General features: G+C 71.0%; 13 protein-coding genes. 6 read left to right on the forward strand and 7 right to left on the reverse strand.

The genetic code is table 11. From position 1 onward, the window contains the following. Window positions 1-116: 116 nt before the first annotated feature. The gene (locus ACSC1Q_RS22070; protein ID WP_436760598.1) at window positions 117-608 is read right to left on the reverse strand and encodes a MarR family winged helix-turn-helix transcriptional regulator; all 492 of its coding nucleotides are present in this window, start codon (window positions 606-608) and stop codon (window positions 117-119) included. Window positions 609-694: 86 nt separating this feature from the next. On the opposite strand from ACSC1Q_RS22070, the gene ACSC1Q_RS22075 reads away from it, so the two are divergent. The 3 genes from ACSC1Q_RS22075 to ACSC1Q_RS22085 all read left to right on the forward strand — a co-directional run bounded on the left by ACSC1Q_RS22075 (window position 695) and on the right by ACSC1Q_RS22085 (window position 4508). Then, window positions 695-1783 (forward strand): substrate-binding domain-containing protein, encoded by a 1089-nt coding sequence (locus ACSC1Q_RS22075; RefSeq protein ID WP_436760599.1) that lies wholly within the window; start codon window positions 695-697, stop codon window positions 1781-1783. Window positions 1784-1885: 102 nt separating this feature from the next. Next, complete coding sequence (locus ACSC1Q_RS22080; RefSeq protein ID WP_436760600.1) at window positions 1886-3310, forward strand: APC family permease; 1425 nt, start codon at window positions 1886-1888, stop codon at window positions 3308-3310. A 187-nt stretch (window positions 3311-3497) separates the two neighbouring features. Further along, a complete protein-coding gene (locus ACSC1Q_RS22085; protein WP_436760601.1) occupies window positions 3498-4508 on the forward strand; it encodes an acetamidase/formamidase family protein in 1011 nt (336 codons plus the stop codon). 203 nt (window positions 4509-4711) lie between these two features. On the opposite strand, the gene ACSC1Q_RS22090 is transcribed toward ACSC1Q_RS22085, so the two are convergent. Together ACSC1Q_RS22090 and ACSC1Q_RS22095 are read right to left on the reverse strand one after the other, a co-directional pair. Then, entirely contained in the window at window positions 4712-5599 is an 888-nt protein-coding gene (locus tag ACSC1Q_RS22090) for a Gfo/Idh/MocA family protein (protein ID WP_436760602.1), read from the reverse strand. 150 nt (window positions 5600-5749) lie between these two features. After that, window positions 5750-6694, reverse strand: coding sequence for an NAD-dependent epimerase/dehydratase family protein (locus ACSC1Q_RS22095; protein ID WP_436760603.1), 945 nt, complete (start codon window positions 6692-6694; stop codon window positions 5750-5752). A 121-nt stretch (window positions 6695-6815) separates the two neighbouring features. On the opposite strand from ACSC1Q_RS22095, the gene ACSC1Q_RS22100 reads away from it, so the two are divergent. Further along, window positions 6816-7517 (forward strand): TetR/AcrR family transcriptional regulator, encoded by a 702-nt coding sequence (locus ACSC1Q_RS22100; RefSeq protein ID WP_436760604.1) that lies wholly within the window; start codon window positions 6816-6818, stop codon window positions 7515-7517. 142 nt (window positions 7518-7659) lie between these two features. Further along, window positions 7660-9831, forward strand: coding sequence for a GmrSD restriction endonuclease domain-containing protein (locus ACSC1Q_RS22105; RefSeq protein WP_436760605.1), 2172 nt, complete (start codon window positions 7660-7662; stop codon window positions 9829-9831). A 204-nt stretch (window positions 9832-10035) separates the two neighbouring features. On the opposite strand, the gene ACSC1Q_RS22110 is transcribed toward ACSC1Q_RS22105, so the two are convergent. The 4 genes from ACSC1Q_RS22110 to ACSC1Q_RS22125 all read right to left on the reverse strand — a co-directional run bounded on the left by ACSC1Q_RS22110 (window position 10036) and on the right by ACSC1Q_RS22125 (window position 13369). Further along, a complete protein-coding gene (locus ACSC1Q_RS22110; RefSeq protein WP_436760606.1) occupies window positions 10036-10587 on the reverse strand; it encodes a hypothetical protein in 552 nt (183 codons plus the stop codon). 150 nt (window positions 10588-10737) lie between these two features. After that, window positions 10738-12024 (reverse strand): FAD-binding protein, encoded by a 1287-nt coding sequence (locus ACSC1Q_RS22115; protein WP_436760607.1) that lies wholly within the window; start codon window positions 12022-12024, stop codon window positions 10738-10740. Window positions 12025-12255: 231 nt separating this feature from the next. Further along, on the reverse strand, window positions 12256-12642 hold the full coding sequence (locus ACSC1Q_RS22120; RefSeq protein ID WP_436760608.1) for a TraR/DksA family transcriptional regulator: 387 nt from the start codon (window positions 12640-12642) through the stop codon (window positions 12256-12258). A 394-nt stretch (window positions 12643-13036) separates the two neighbouring features. Continuing rightward, window positions 13037-13369 carry an SSI family serine proteinase inhibitor gene (locus tag ACSC1Q_RS22125; protein ID WP_436760609.1) on the reverse strand — a complete coding sequence of 111 codons (333 nt, stop codon included), beginning with the start codon at window positions 13367-13369 and terminating at the stop codon, window positions 13037-13039. A 543-nt stretch (window positions 13370-13912) separates the two neighbouring features. Between ACSC1Q_RS22125 and ACSC1Q_RS22130 the strand changes: the two genes are divergently transcribed. Next, window positions 13913-14275: a hypothetical protein gene (locus ACSC1Q_RS22130; protein WP_436760610.1), complete on the forward strand. Its 363-nt coding sequence runs from the start codon at window positions 13913-13915 to the stop codon at window positions 14273-14275. Window positions 14276-14398: the final 123 nt, after the last annotated feature.

Genomic DNA, 14398 nt, shown 5'->3' on the forward strand with positions numbered 1-14398 from the left:
TCAGGCTTCCGGAGATCGGATTTCCGGGAGCCGCGTTTCCGGGAGCCGGATTTCCGAGGGTCGTGTTCTTCGAGGTCAGGGCGTGTATGGGCTCCGGCGCCGCCGGCCGGGACGCGTCACGAGCGGCCGGGGCCACCCGGGGCACGCTCCCGGACCGCCGGCGACGGGACCGCCGGAGCGTCGTCCAGGGCGGTGACCAGCCCCTCCAGGTCCCGCATGAGCCGCTCGGTGCGCTCGGTGCCGTAGACCGCCTCGATCAGCCGATGATGCTCGGCCACCCCGCCCTCGACCCGGGTCAGCAGCTCGGACCCCCGGTCGGCGAGGAAGACGGCGACCTTGCGGCGGTCGCCGGGATCGTGGCCCCGATAGACGAGGGAGCGGTCGATGAGCCGGTCGATGGCCTTGGTCAGCGTCGGGTGCGGCATCAGCACGGCCTCGGCCAGGTCGCCCATCGAGTGCCCCCGGCCGTCGGCGAGGGCGCGCAGGATGCGCCACTGCTCGACGGAGACGTCCTGGGCGGTCACCGCGGCGGCGAGCCCACGGTTGACGCTGCGCTCGGCCCTGCTGAGGAGGTAGGCGAGCGAGGATCCCAGCCCGGTCGTCACCACATGGAGCTCCCGTCTGCGTCACGATCCGTGTCCCGTCCGAGTAACGGGACTGCCGTACCCATCCATTCCGGAGGATACTCGTCCCTGTGGCAGAAGCCATCACACCCGTCATAGAACCCCTGGAAGCCCAGCTGCTCCCGGGTGACGCGCTGCGCGTCGGGCTGGTCGTGCCGATCTCCGGCGTGCTCGGCCTGGTGGGACCGTGCGCGATCAACTGCGCGATCCTCGCCGCCGACGAGGTGAACCTCGCGGGCGGGATGCTCGGCAGGCCGGTGGAGCTGGTCCTGGTCGACGGCGGCCGTCCGGCGGCGCAGGTGGCCGCCGAGGTGGCGGGGCTCGCCCGCTGGGGCGCGATCGACGCCGTGGTCGGCACCCACGGCAGCGACGTCAGGATCGAGGTGGTGCGGGCGCTCGCCGGGAGGGTGCCGTTCGTGTACGCGCCGCCCTACGAGGGTGGCGGTCACGCGCCGGGGGTCTACTTCCTGGGCGAGACCCCCGCCCGCCAGCTGCGGCCCGGCCTCGACTGGCTGGTCGAACGCCGCCGGGCGCGCAGGTGGTTCCTGCTCGGCAACGACTACGTCTGGCCGCGCCTGGTCCACGGGGCAGCCCGCCGCCACCTCGCCACACGGGACGTCGGCATCGTCGGCGAGCTCCTGGTGCCGTACGGCACGCGTGACTTCTCCCCGATCCTGGAGAGGCTGGTGTCCGCCCGGCCCGACGCGGTGCTGCTCAGCCTGATCGGCAGCGACCTGGTCGCCTTCAACCGGGCCTTCGCGGCGGCCGGACTGTCGTGGCCGCGGCTCTGCGGCGCGCTGGAGGAGCACGGCCTGCTCGGCATCGGCGGTGACGCCACCGGCGAGCTGTACGGGGCGATGGGTTACTTCGCGAGCCTGGTCACCGACGACAGCCTCAGCCTCGGCGAGCGCTACGCCCGCCGGTTCGGCTCGACCGCGCCGCTGCTCAACGGGCACGGGCAGGGCTGTTACGAGGCGGTGCTGATGCTCGCCGCGCTCGGCTCGCGCGCCGGGACGCTCGCCGTGCCCGAGGTGGACGCGATCGCCGACGGCACCTCCATCGTCACCGCGCGGGGGCGGCTCACCCTGCGCGGGCACGGGGTACGGCGGCAGGCGCACATCGGCCGGGCCGACGGGCTGGACTTCGACATCGTCCGCTAGGAACGTGGCGAGTCAAAATCGGACAAAAACTTCCGACTGAAAACTTTTCCTTTGCAAAGAAAGGTCCTAGTGTACGGCTGCAGCCACTTCAAGGAGCCGTACATGACAACCGAGCCATCACTGGAGCGATTCGGCTACCGACAGGAACTCCGCAGGTCACTGAGCTTCACCGACCTGCTCGTCTACGGCCTGATCTTCATGGTCCCGATCGCGCCGTTCGGCATCTTCGGCGGCGTCTTCCAGGCCTCGGGTGGCATGGTCGCCCTCGCGTACGCCGTCGGCATGGTCGCGATGGCCTTCACCGCGCTCTCGTACGCGCAGATGGCCCGCGCGTTCCCGATGGCCGGATCGGTCTACACCTACGCGGGCCGTGGCATCGCCGCACCCGTCGGCTTCCTGGCCGGGTGGGTGATCCTGCTCGACTACGTGCTGGTGCCCGCCCTGCTCTATCTCATCGCGAGCGCGGCGATGGCCTCCTTCGTCCCGGCCATCCCCGTCTGGGGCTGGCTGATCGTGTTCGTGGTGCTCAACACGGTCGTGAACTACACGGGCATCCAGATGACCGCGCGTATCACGAAGATCATGCTGATCGGCGAGCTCATCGTGCTGGCGATCTTCATGGTCGTCGGGGTGGTCGCCCTGGCCCAGGGCAAGGCCCAGGCGGGCGCGCTCAGCCCGCTGTTCGACTCCTCGACCTTCTCCTGGTCGCTCGTCTTCGGCGCGGTCTCGATCGCGGTGCTGTCCTTCCTCGGCTTCGACGGCATCTCGATGATGGCCGAGGAGAGCCGGGAGGACTCGCGGCGGCTCGGCAAGTCCATGGTCGCGGCGCTGGGCCTGGCCGGGGTGCTGTTCATCGCGCAGACCTGGGTCGCCGCGCTGCTCACCCCCAACCGGGCCGACCTGCTGACGAAGGGCGACCCCGCGGGCACCGCCTTCTACGACATGGCCGAGTTCGCCGGGGGCCACTGGCTCAGCGTGCTGACCGCGGTCGCCACCGCCATCGCCTGGGGCTTCGCCAACTCCCTGGTCGCCCAGGCCGCCACCTCCCGCCTGCTGTTCGCGATGGCCCGCGACCGTCAGCTCCCCTCCTTCCTCGCGAAGATCGACCCCAAGCACCGGGTGCCCGTCAACGCGACCCTCGTGGTGGCGGCGGTCTCCCTGATCGTCGGGCTCTACCTGACCACCCGCGACGACGGGATCACGCTGATCAGCGGGCTGGTCAACTTCGGCGCGATGACCGCCTTCCTCGCGCTGCACGTGTCGGTGGTCGTCCACTACGTCGTGCGCCAGGGCAGCCGCGACCTGTGGCGGCACCTGATCGCCCCGGTGCTCGGTTTCGCGATCCTGCTCTACGTCGTGATCAACGCCAGCATCGCGGCCCAGACGCTCGGCATCGTCTGGTTCGTCGTCGGCCTGGTGGTGCTCGGCGTCTCCTACGCCACCGGCCGCCGGCCCACGCTGGCCGGGCTCGTCGACACCCCGGACGCGCCCGGCACGTCCGCACCCGACACGGCGCGCAAGCCCTGAGAGCCCACGACCCCCGTCCCACCGACCCGACAGCATGCGAGGGCAGAACCGTGTTCGACATCTTCCTGGAGGCCGGGGAGGGGCTCGGCTCCCCTCTTCCCGTCGAGGATCGTGGTCACCTCCCGCTCCCCGCGAGAGGCGTGCGATCCCCGATGAGAAGCACGCGATTCGCCGTGGGAGGCACGCGATGAACGTCTTCTCCTACCGCCCCGCGCCCGAGGACCTCAGCTACACCTTCGGCGGGCGGCCCGCGGTGGCCAGGATCGCCCCGGGCTCGATCGTCGAGACGTACACCGAGGACTGCTTCGGCGGCCTGGTGACCTCGGTCGACGAGCTGCCCTCGCGCGTCTGCGAGTTCCCCTACCTCAATCCCGTCACCGGCCCCTTCCACGTGGAGGGGGCCGAACCCGGCGACACGCTCGCGCTGCACTTCGTCTCCATCGAACCCGCCAGGGACTGGGCCGTGTCGGCCACGTTCCCGCACTTCGGCGCGCTGACCGGCACCCACACCACCGCGATGCTCACCCCTCCCCTGGAGGAGCTGGTGTGGCGCTACGACATCGACAGGGCCGCGGGCGTGGTCCGCTACCACGCCCGCAGGAGCGACTTCACGGTCGAGTTGCCGCTCGACCCGATGCACGGCACGGTCGGCGTCGCGCCCGCCGCGTCCGAGGCCCGCATGACGATCACCCCGGACGCCCACGGCGGCAACATGGACACCCCCGAGCTGCGCGCCGGGGTGACCGTCTACCTCGGCGTCAACGTCGAGGGCGGGCTCTTCGCGATCGGCGACGGGCACGCCAGGCAGGGGCACGGCGAGGTGTGCGGCACCGCCGTCGAGGCGGCGATGAACACCGTCGTCGCCGTGGAACTGGTCAAGGGGGTGAGCACCCCGTGGCCCCGCCTGGAGGACGACGGCCACCTGATGTCCACCGGCTCGACCCGCCCGCTGGAGGACGCGTACCGGATCAGCCAGCACGACCTGGTCACCTGGGCCTCCGGGCTCACCGGCCTGGACCCGCTGGACGCCTACCAGCTGGTCAGCCAGATCGGCGAGGCACCGGTCGGCAACGTCTGCGACACCAACTACACGATGGTCGCCAAGCTCCCCAAGTCCGCCCTCGGCCGCCCGGCCGCCTACGAGTCGGCCCACGACCGCCTGCGCGCCCTCGGCCGGAGGTACCTGGCCGAACGCTGACCGGGGTCTTCCCGGTGGAGCCCCTCCTCGTCGCGCCGTCGGGGGCGCGACGAGGAGGGGCGGCTCGCGACGGCGACGACGCTCGGCGCGCGACGTGGACAACCCACTCATGGCGGACAATCCACTCACGGCGGTGACGGCCGGCGCGCGGCGCGGACGATCGGCTTGCGGAGGCGATGGCGACCGACACGCGGCGCGGGCTGTCAACTCGCGGCGACGACGATGTCCTCGCAGATCGCGTGGGTTGCCAGGGCGTCGGCGGCGTCGAGGACGGTGCCGGAGCGGACCGCGTCGAGAAACTCCAGGCAGGCCTGTTCGATGCCCCGCTGCCGGGAGACCGGGATCCAGTCGCCTCGCCTGGTGAGGGTCTCGGCTCCGGCGTGGTCGATCACGTCGGCCAGGTTGACCACGCGGCGCTTGGCACCGCCTCCCATGACCTCCACGGTCTCCTCGGCCGAGCCGCTCACCCTGTTCATGATCCCGAAGGCGGCGAAACCGTCCCCGGACAGTTCCAGCGTCACGTGCTCCAGCAGCCCGTCCCTGACCCGGGTGCGGATGCCGGTGTGCTCGACCTCGCCGGGCACCAGGAACCTGAGGGTGTCCACGACGTGGACGAAGTCGTCGTAGACGACGGTCCGCGGGTCGGCGGGGTGGTGCGCGCGGTGCTTCTGCATCACCACCAGGTCGCGGGGAAGATCGCGCAGCGCCGCGTAGGACGGCGCCCTGCGGCGGCTGAAGCCGACGAGCAGCGACCGCCCGCTCTCGCGTGCCAGCCGCACCAGGCGCTCGGACTCGGCGAGGGTGTAGGCGATCGGCTTGTCCAGGTAGACGTGGACGCCCGCCCGCAGCAGCGGCTCGACGACCTCCGCGTGCGCGGCCGTCGCGACGTGCACGAAGGCCGCCTCGACCCCGGCGCCGATCACCCCGTCCACCGTGGAGAACCGGCGCTCGACCCGGTAGGCGTCGCCGAGGCGGCCGAGCGTGGCGCGGTCCCGGGTGCACAGGTGGAGGTCGAGCCCGGGGGTGACGCCGAGGACCGGCAGGTACGCCTTCTCCGCGATGTCCCCGAGGCCGATGACAGCGATCTTCATGCTCAAAGCGTACGGCGTGCCCCCCGCCCCGATTCCGGCGCGTGCGCCCCCGGTTCCGCTCCGGCGCGTACGGCGTGCCCCGGTTCCGCTCCGGCGCGCGGTCCCGCCGGACCCGGCGGGGTGCGGCCCCCCGCGTACGGGGCGGGGACCCTACGCCGCGACGGCCAGGCGGTCGCGCCACCACGCGAGCGTCGCGGCCAGCGCCTCGTCCATCGGGGTCGGCGCGACGCCGAGGGCGGCCTGAGACTCCCCGGAGTCGAGGACGAAGGGGCGGACGAACTGGTAGCGCAGCTCCTCCAGTTCCCCGAGCATCGGCGAGAAGAGCGCGGCGGCGCGCAGCATCACGTGGGGCAGGGCCTTGACCCCCGGGTCGGGGACCCCGGCGAGCGCGCACAGGCGGGCGGCGACCTCGCGTACCGTCATCGGCTCGGTCGTCGGGACGTGCCAGGCGCGGCCCCAGGCGCGGTCGCCCTCGCCCGCCGCGACCAGGGTCCGCGCGACGTCGGGCACGTAGGTCCAGCTGTGCGGCTGGGCGGGGTCTCCGGCGAAGCGGACGGTCCTGCCCGCCAGGAGCTTGGGGACGAACCGCTCCCCGAGGTGTGACTGGTCGAGGCAGCCGGGGCCGAAGTAATCGGATCCGCGCACCTCGGTCACCCTGATCCGGCCAGCCTCGTGCGCGGCCAGGGCCTCCCGCCACACCTTGGCCCGGATCGCGCCCTTGACGCTGGGCGGGTCCAGCGGGTCGCTCTCGCGCATCGGCCGGTCGGGCGCCGCGTAGACGTAGAGGTTGCCGAGGATGACGTACCCCGCGCCGGTGGTCTCGGCGGCTCCCAGCATCGACGCGGCGAGCGGCGGCCAGTCGCGCGCCCACTCGTGGTAGCGCGGGTTGACGCAGTTGTAGAGGACGGCGGCGCCCCCGGTCAGGGCGGTCAGCTTCTCGCGGTCGCTCACGTCGGCGGCGACCTTGCGGATGCCCGGCAGGTCGGGACCCGAGCCCGAGCGGCTGAGGAGAACGACCTCATGCCCCTGCCCGGCCAGCAGCCGGGCGACCTCGGAGCCGACCTGACCGGCTCCCGCGATGACGTGCTTGGCCATGATTCCTCTTCCCTTGCGGTTGTGTGCCCGTTCCGTTCTGAGAGCAATGCTCTCGCTAGAGAGCACCGATCGTCAAGAGCAGTGCTCTCCTTTCTTCTCAGTGCTCTGATATGGTCGCGGTATGAGTTCGAGCCTCACCGCACGCGAGAGGGTCAGAGCCGAGCTGACCCGTGAGATCACCGATGTCGCCAGGCGGCAGCTGGCCGTCGAGGGCGCGAGCGGCCTGTCCCTGCGCGCGGTCGCCCGCGAGATGGGCATGGCCTCCTCCGCGATCTACCGCTACTTCCCGTCCAGGGACGACCTGCTCACGGCCCTGATCATCGACAGCTACAACGCCGTCGGCGAGGCCGTGGAGAACGCCGACGCGGCCGTCCCGCCCGGGGACCACGGGGACAGGTGGATGGCGGTCTGCCACGCCGTACGGGACTGGGCACTGGCCCACCCGCACGAGTACGCCCTGCTGTACGGCTCACCCGTCCCCGGCTACCGGGCCCCGCAGGACACCGTCGCCGCCGCGGTCCGCGACACCGTCGTCTACGGCCGGATCGTCTCCGACGCCCACCGCGCCGGAGCGCTGAACCCGCCCGACACCACTCCCCCGCCCGTCCCGCCGTCCTTCCACGAGGGCACCGCGCGGGTGCGCGAGCTGATGCCCGGCGTTCCCGACGACGCCGTCGTCCGCGGCCTGATCGCCTGGACCGGCCTGTTCGGCTGGGTCAACTTCGAGCTGTTCGGCCAGTTCGACAACGCGATCCTCGACCGCGCGGCGGCCTTCGACCACGCCATGCGCCGCCAGGCCCGAACCCTCGGGCTACCTGCCTGATACGTCACGACTTGGCCGCAATGAGTAACACTCGGATGCCTGGAGTGATAAACGAGGAGAAAGGCTCTCAAGTGAGCCGTCTCCTCGACGGACGAAAGGCATCCCCGACTCCATGGTGGAAAGTCCTATTCACGGCGAAGGCGTGACGGTCCGCGCTCTCTTCGAGAGCAACTCCTTCGCGCTGGACTACTACCAGCGGGAGTACACCTGGACCCGCCACGAGGTCGGCACGCTGATCGACGACCTCAGCCGGCGTTTTCTCGGCCAGTGGAAACCGCTGCACGACCGCGAGGAGGTCGGCCGCTACGCCCCGTACTTCCTGGGCCCCTACGTCTACCACGAGAGCGGGGGGCGCACCTTCCTCGTCGACGGCCAGCAGCGCGTCACCACGCTCCACCTCGTGCTGATCTACCTCCGGCAGCTGCTGATCGACCAGGAGAGATGGATCGACGCCGACGAGCTGGAGCGGCTCACCTACACGGCGCGGCACGGCAAGCGGAGCTTCAAGGTCGGCAGCTCGGAGGAGCTGTCCCGCGCGCAGCTGCTCAACTCCTTGGTCACCGATTGGAACGGTCTCAAGGGGTTCACGCTGCCCGGCAACGCCCACGTCTCGGTGCGCAACCTGCACGACCGGAGCAGGGAGATAGACGGGGAGTTCCCCGAGGTGCTGCGCGGCGAGGCCCTGGTGCCCTTCGTCCACTGGCTGCTCGACCGCGTCTGCCTGGTCGGCATCCGGGCCCTCGACCAGGAGAACGGCCGCGAGATCTTCGTGTCGATGAACGACCGGGGGCTCCGGCTGAGCCACGTGGACCTGCTGAAGGGCCACCTCTTCCGGCGGGTCGACACCAAGGCGCGCGAGGACCTCGGCGGGGCCTGGGCCGACATGCTCGCCCGCCTCACCACCTCCGAGACCGACTCCCCCGAGGCCAACACGCCCAGCGCGTACGTCCGCTCGTTCCTCCTCGCGCAGTACGCGGATCTCGGCGAGGGGTCCGCGGACGCCGCCGAGATCGGGCGGGCCGTCCACGAGTGGATCCTGCGCAACGACGTCCAGCTCGGCCTCGGCCGGGTGGCCGACGCGCAGGCGTTCGTGCAGCGGCTCACGAACGTGTCGAAGCGCTACTGCGAGCTGCTCCGCGCCTGCCGGGAGTTCACTCCGGCCCTGGCCGGCGTCTACTTCAACGGCCACAACGGCATCGACAACCAGTTCACGCTGCTGCTCTCCGTCGTCTCGCCCGAGGACTCCGACGAGGTCTTCACCCGCAAGTGCTCGATGGTCGCGTCGTTCCTCGACCTCGTCTACGTACGCAGGTCCGTCAACAACCTTCCCGTGCAGCGCCGCGACCTCGACGAGATCGTCCACCGGCTCATCCCCCTCCTGCGGATGTGCCGGACCACCGACGACGTCGCCACGGTCCTCGGCCGGGAGACCTCCCTGCTCGAACACGACTTCCGCGAGCTGGCCTCCTTCGGGCTGCGGGCCAACAACCGCCGCCTGGTCCGCTACCTGCTCTCCCGGATGACCGCCCACGTCCAGCGCGAGTGCGAGGGCGGGAACCACGAGTTCGCGTTCCTGCGGGGCGGGCGCGAGTACGAGATCGAGCACATCTGGGCCAACCGCTTCGAGCGGCACAAGGCCGAGGTCAAGACCACCGCGGAGTTCTACATCCGGCGCAACCGCCTCGGCGCCCTGCTGCTCCTGCCCAAGTCCGTCAACGCGAGCTTCCGCGACGACCCCTACGAGCGGAAGATCGAGCACTACTACGCGGAGAACCGGCTCGCGGCCTCCCTGCACCCCAAGAGCCGCCTGCGCAACACCCCGTTCACCCACTACCTCAGGGACTCGGGTCTGGACAAGGCGTTCCTGCCCTGCCCCGAGTTCGGCTTACCGGAGATCGAACGGCGGCAGACCCTCTACCGGCTCCTCTGCGAGGAGATCTGGAACCCGGTCAGGCTCGGCTACCGCCTGCCGGCAATCGTCCTTCCGGACCGCATACCCGAGTCCGGGTCCCGCCGCCACTACGGCGTCGAGGTCGTCGACCTGATCAGATTCGGCCTGATAGCGCCGAACGCCAAGATCTTCCGTACGGTCAAGGGCGAGATGCACTACGCCACGGTCGAGGAGAGCGGGGCGATCAGGGTGGTGGCGACGGGACAGGCCTACCACTCCCTGTCGGCCGCCGGGGCGGCGGTGGCCGGGACCAGGGCGTGCGCCGGGTGGGACGTCTGGCGCATCGACCGCGACGGCGCCGCGCTGCCGCTGAAACGCCTCCGCGAGGAGGCCATCAGCCGCGGCCTGACATCCAGGGCCTGACGCCGGCGCCTTTCCCCGACAGTCTTTCCCGGACAGATTTTCCCGGACAGCGCGTGGCACGCCTCCTCCACCCGTTCTGACGGGTGGAGGAGGCGTGCCACGATGTCGCCGACGTGACGGAGGTCCGCCCGACACCGCCCGCGCGGTATTCCGCGGGCGTACGACGCGATCTCCGCGAGACCGGGTGACCGGCCGGAGAACCCCCTACCGGGAGAACTTCTTGCGCACGGCTCCCCGGATGACCTCGCCCGGCCGCTGCTGCTCCCCGTGCAGGGAGGTGAGAACGACCATCAGCCCGGTGAGGGCCGGGACTACCCACTGCATGAGGCGCAGCTGCTGCTGCGTCTTGGCGACGTCGTCCGGAGTCTCCTTCTCCGGCTTCACGGCGGCCTCCACGGGCACGTCGCCCGCGTCCGCGAGCTTGGTGCCGAGCACCCCGGTGTAGCCGGTCGCGGCCAGCGCCGCGACGGTCAGCGCGGCCTTGACCGCGGTGCTCGCCCCCACCCCCTGCTGGTGCGCCACCCGCTGCTTGTTGGCCGCCAGCAGGCCGACGGAGCCGATGAGGAAGGCGCCGATGCCCACGGCGTTGACCGGCCGCCAGCGTCCCCACCCCACGTTCGCCACCCGCAGGCGCTCGCTCCTGTCACTGACCACGGCGGTGGCGCCGTTGAGGCCGATCGCGCCCATCAACGAGCCCCCGAACCAGGCGGCCAGCCCGACATCGTGCATCGCGCGCACGACCGTGTTGCGTTCCATGCTTCTCCCCCTCGTCACCAGCGCTGGATTCACGATCTATTACGGCAGGTGTCACACCGTTACTCACTGTGATGGGAATTGACTACCCGGTTCCGCTCGTGCGATCCGCTTGTGAGCTGATGTCCGGATCAAGGTTGAGGCTGGGAACGGTCAGGAAGGGGAGCCACCGGGGAAGAGGCGGGCGTCGAGGAACGGGTTGCGGAACTTGCCCGTGGGGTCGAGCTCGGTGGCCAGCCGCCGGAAGTCCGGAAGCCGGTCGTACAGGGAGTCCAGGCGCTCGGGCCCCATGAGGAAGAGCTTTCCCCAGTGGGGGCGGGCCTCGAAGGGCTCCAGCGCCTCCTCGACCACGGCGATCACCCGGCTCACCGCGGGCCAGTCCTTCTTCCAGGTGAAGTGGACGGCGACGGTGTCCTCGCGGTAGGAGGTGCTCAGCCACAGGTCGTCCGCCGCGACGGTACGGATCTCCGAGACCTGCAGGACGGGGGCGATGACGTCCCCGGCCGCGTCCAGCGCGCGGAGCGCGGCGAGGGCGTGGCGGCGCGGGAACAGATACTCCGACTGGAGCTCCTCCCCGCTGCTCGGGGTGAAGTCCAGGCGGAAGTGCGGAAGCCGGTCGTACCAGGGGCCGGGCACGCCCATCTGCGCGGTGCAGTTGACGGCGGAGATCCCCGGCAGCGGGTGCCGGTCGGCCGTGGCCGCCGTGGCCCCCAGCCAGGTCGGCACCGGCTCCCACGGGCCCGGGTCGCCGTCGCGGCGCTTCACCCACACCTGGTCGATCCCGGAGCCGGTGGTCCAGCCGGTGAACAGGCCCACGCTGTACGCGGCCGAGAGGATCTCCTCGAAGTGCTCCTCCATCCGCGCCCACGACAGGTTCTCGTAGACGTACTGCCGCACCTCGAAGGACGGGACGACGTCGAGGACGACCCTGGTGACGACGCCCAGCGCGCCGAGAGCGACCACGGCCCCGGCGAAGCGGTCGCCGTCCTTCTCACGGCTGAGGACGACGATCTCACCGTCCGCGGTGACCAGTTCGAGGCCGGAGACGGCGGTGGCCAGGTTGCCGTTGGCGACGCCGGAGCCGTGCGTGGCCGTGGCGCAGGCGCCGGCGACCGAGATGTGCGGCAGGGAGCCGAGGTTGGGCAGCGCGTAACCCCGGTCGTGCAGCCACCGGCTCAGCTCGCCGTAGCGCACCCCGCCACCCACCGTGACCGTGCCCCGCGCCGGGTCGAGCTCGAAGTCCGCGGGCAGGCCCGCCAGCGAGACGAGGTCGCCGCCGGGACGGTCGGCGATCTCGTTGAACGAGTGGCGGGTGCCGAGGGCCCCGATGGCGCCGCTGCCGGCGACCAGCTCCTGGAGTTCCTCGACGCCGCCGGGACGGTGGAGCCGCGCGGCCCCGTAGGTGATGTTGCCCGCCCAGTTCAGCAGTTCTCTGGTCACGATGTGCCCTCTCTACGCCTCATGTCAGGCCGTACGAGGCGGATGCGCGCCACACGCGGGTGATCGTGTGGGACACGGGCTCACTCGGGTGACCGTGAGGGGCACGGGTCGCGGCCGGGCGGTCGTGGTCGTGCGGGACACGGCTCCTGGCCGATGACCATCCGAGGCGCGACGGCGGGCATCGCCGCACCCAGGGTAGTTCAGGAATTTCGCTACATTCGCCGCGAACCTTTACCGAGCGCGTCCGGCGCACTCGATGCAGGTCCGGGCGATCGGGCGTGCCTTGAGGCGGTTCAGGGCGATGGGCCGCCCGCAGTCGTCGCACACGCCGTAGGTGCCCTGCTGGAGTCGCTCGGCCATCTCGTCGAGGGCGGTGAGGTGCTCTCGCGCCCTGTCGAGCAGGGCCTGGAGGTGGGACCGCTCGAAGGCGATCGTCGCGCCCTCCGGGTCGTGCTCGTCGTCGTTGGCCACCAGCGCCGACGAATCGGCGAGATCGTCCCAGTCACGCGTCAGCGCGGTGATCTGGGTCACCGTCCTCTCGCGGTCCGCGGTCAGAAGATCCCGCATGGCCGCTCGCTGAGCAGAAGACAGCACGGTTCCCGAAGGCTGCTTGCCCATCGCCGTCTCACCCCGTCCTACCGCGGATCCACTCCTGGCCGTGGGCGGCGCCGGCTCGTGGCGCGATGCCGCCCGACCTGGGACTTCCCTCCAGTTTACGGCTCGCGGGGGCGGGCGGCCCCCGCTCGGGGCCCGGAACGGCCGGTACGGCGGCGGGGACGTCCCCGCCGCGGTACCGGCTCCTGTCACGAGTTTCGCCGTGAGAGCCGTACGAGCTCCTGTCGTGGGAGCCGACGATCATCCGTCGGCGATCGCTCCGCCCGCCGCGCGACAGTGGGTCCGCCCGATCCCCCTGGTCTCTCCGGCCTCTTCTTCACCTTTGTGTATCGGGTCGACGAGGCGTCCCGTGTTCCGGGTGCGCGCCACGTTCCAGGTGTGCGCCACGGGACGGGGGCTAGAAGGCGAAGATCGCCCCGGTCGCGGCGCGCAGCTCGCACGGGTTGTCGAAGGTCCGCCGGTACCGGATGTAGTGATCGTTCCAGGTGCCGTCCGCGGACACGCTGACGGGGTCGTACTGCTGCGAGCAGCCCACCCACGGCAGCCTGACGTAGGCGGGGTCACCCTGTGCCCGGCTCAGCATCACACACGCCTCCGGCCCACGGGGATGCGTGCCGTATGTCGGCGTGCATCCGAGCCGGACGGTCCGTACCCTCCCGTACTTCTCGACGGTCAGCGTGAGGCGCCTGGCGTACGGCCCGCCGGGCGGCGGGTCCCACGGCGGGGTCACGATGGGCGGGCGGGGCGGCAACGGAAGCGGGACCGGCCGGGGCGGAATGGGCTGGCCCCACGGCGGACGGGGCGGGCGGGGCGGCAGCGGCGGAGGGATCGGGACCGGCCTGGGCGGGATCGGCTGACCCCACGGGGGACGGGGCGGAAGCGGCTGGGGCGGGGTCGGCCGGCCCCACGGGGGACGGGGCTCGGGGGGCTCCGGGTTCGGGCGAGGCGGCGGAGGGAAGGGCAGCGTGACCGGCCGGGGCGGCCACGGGGGCGGATCGGTGATCGATCGGGCCGCGGACGGGTCGGATTCGTGGCGCGGCGGCTGCGCGTCCGCGGTGGCGGTACCGCTGAGGATGACGAGCCCGGCGGTGGCCAGGCAGAGGATATATCGCATGAATTCCCCCGATAAAAACGAATTTCGTAAATAACCGAACATGTCGCTTTCAGTCAGTTCGGAGGGAATGATTTATGCCCTGAGCTGCAAAGAGGCTATGTCGGCGACGTTGGGATGCCTCGCAGCGACTCGCCATGTAATGCCATGAATTTGTCAGTCATGAGAACCACCGGACAGCCCGTCCGGAGGGGGCTTACGAGCATTCCTGTTGTGCCGATCCGTCCGGAGAGAGCTGGTTTCGCGGTGATTCTCCTGGCTGTGGTGTCCATGGCCGTGGTGTCCATGGCCATCCTGCGGCGGGAGTCGCGGCCCTCTCTCCTGGCGGTCACGCGCGTCTCGGTGCCAGGGGGCGAGCGGAAACGACTCGACCGCGCCCGGACGGTTCTCGTGATGGGCGCGGTCGAGTGGGCGACGTCGGCGCCTTGTGGGCGACTGTCGAACCTCGTGCGGCAGGTCGTGCCGTACGAGGTGGGTCTGTGCGGGAAGGAGCGATGCGGGAAGGAACGGTGCCGGCACGGGTGAGCACGGGACGCGACCGGTTCCCGTACCGGACGGAGAGACGCGGGCGGCGGACCGTGTGAGGGCCAGGCGCGGGCGGCGGACCGTACGTGAGAGCGTGCCGGGCGAAGAAGTGCGGGCGGCGGA

It is taken from the genome of Streptosporangium heterodermiicola (genome assembly GCF_051390675.1).
Classification (GTDB): domain Bacteria; phylum Actinomycetota; class Actinomycetes; order Streptosporangiales; family Streptosporangiaceae; genus Streptosporangium.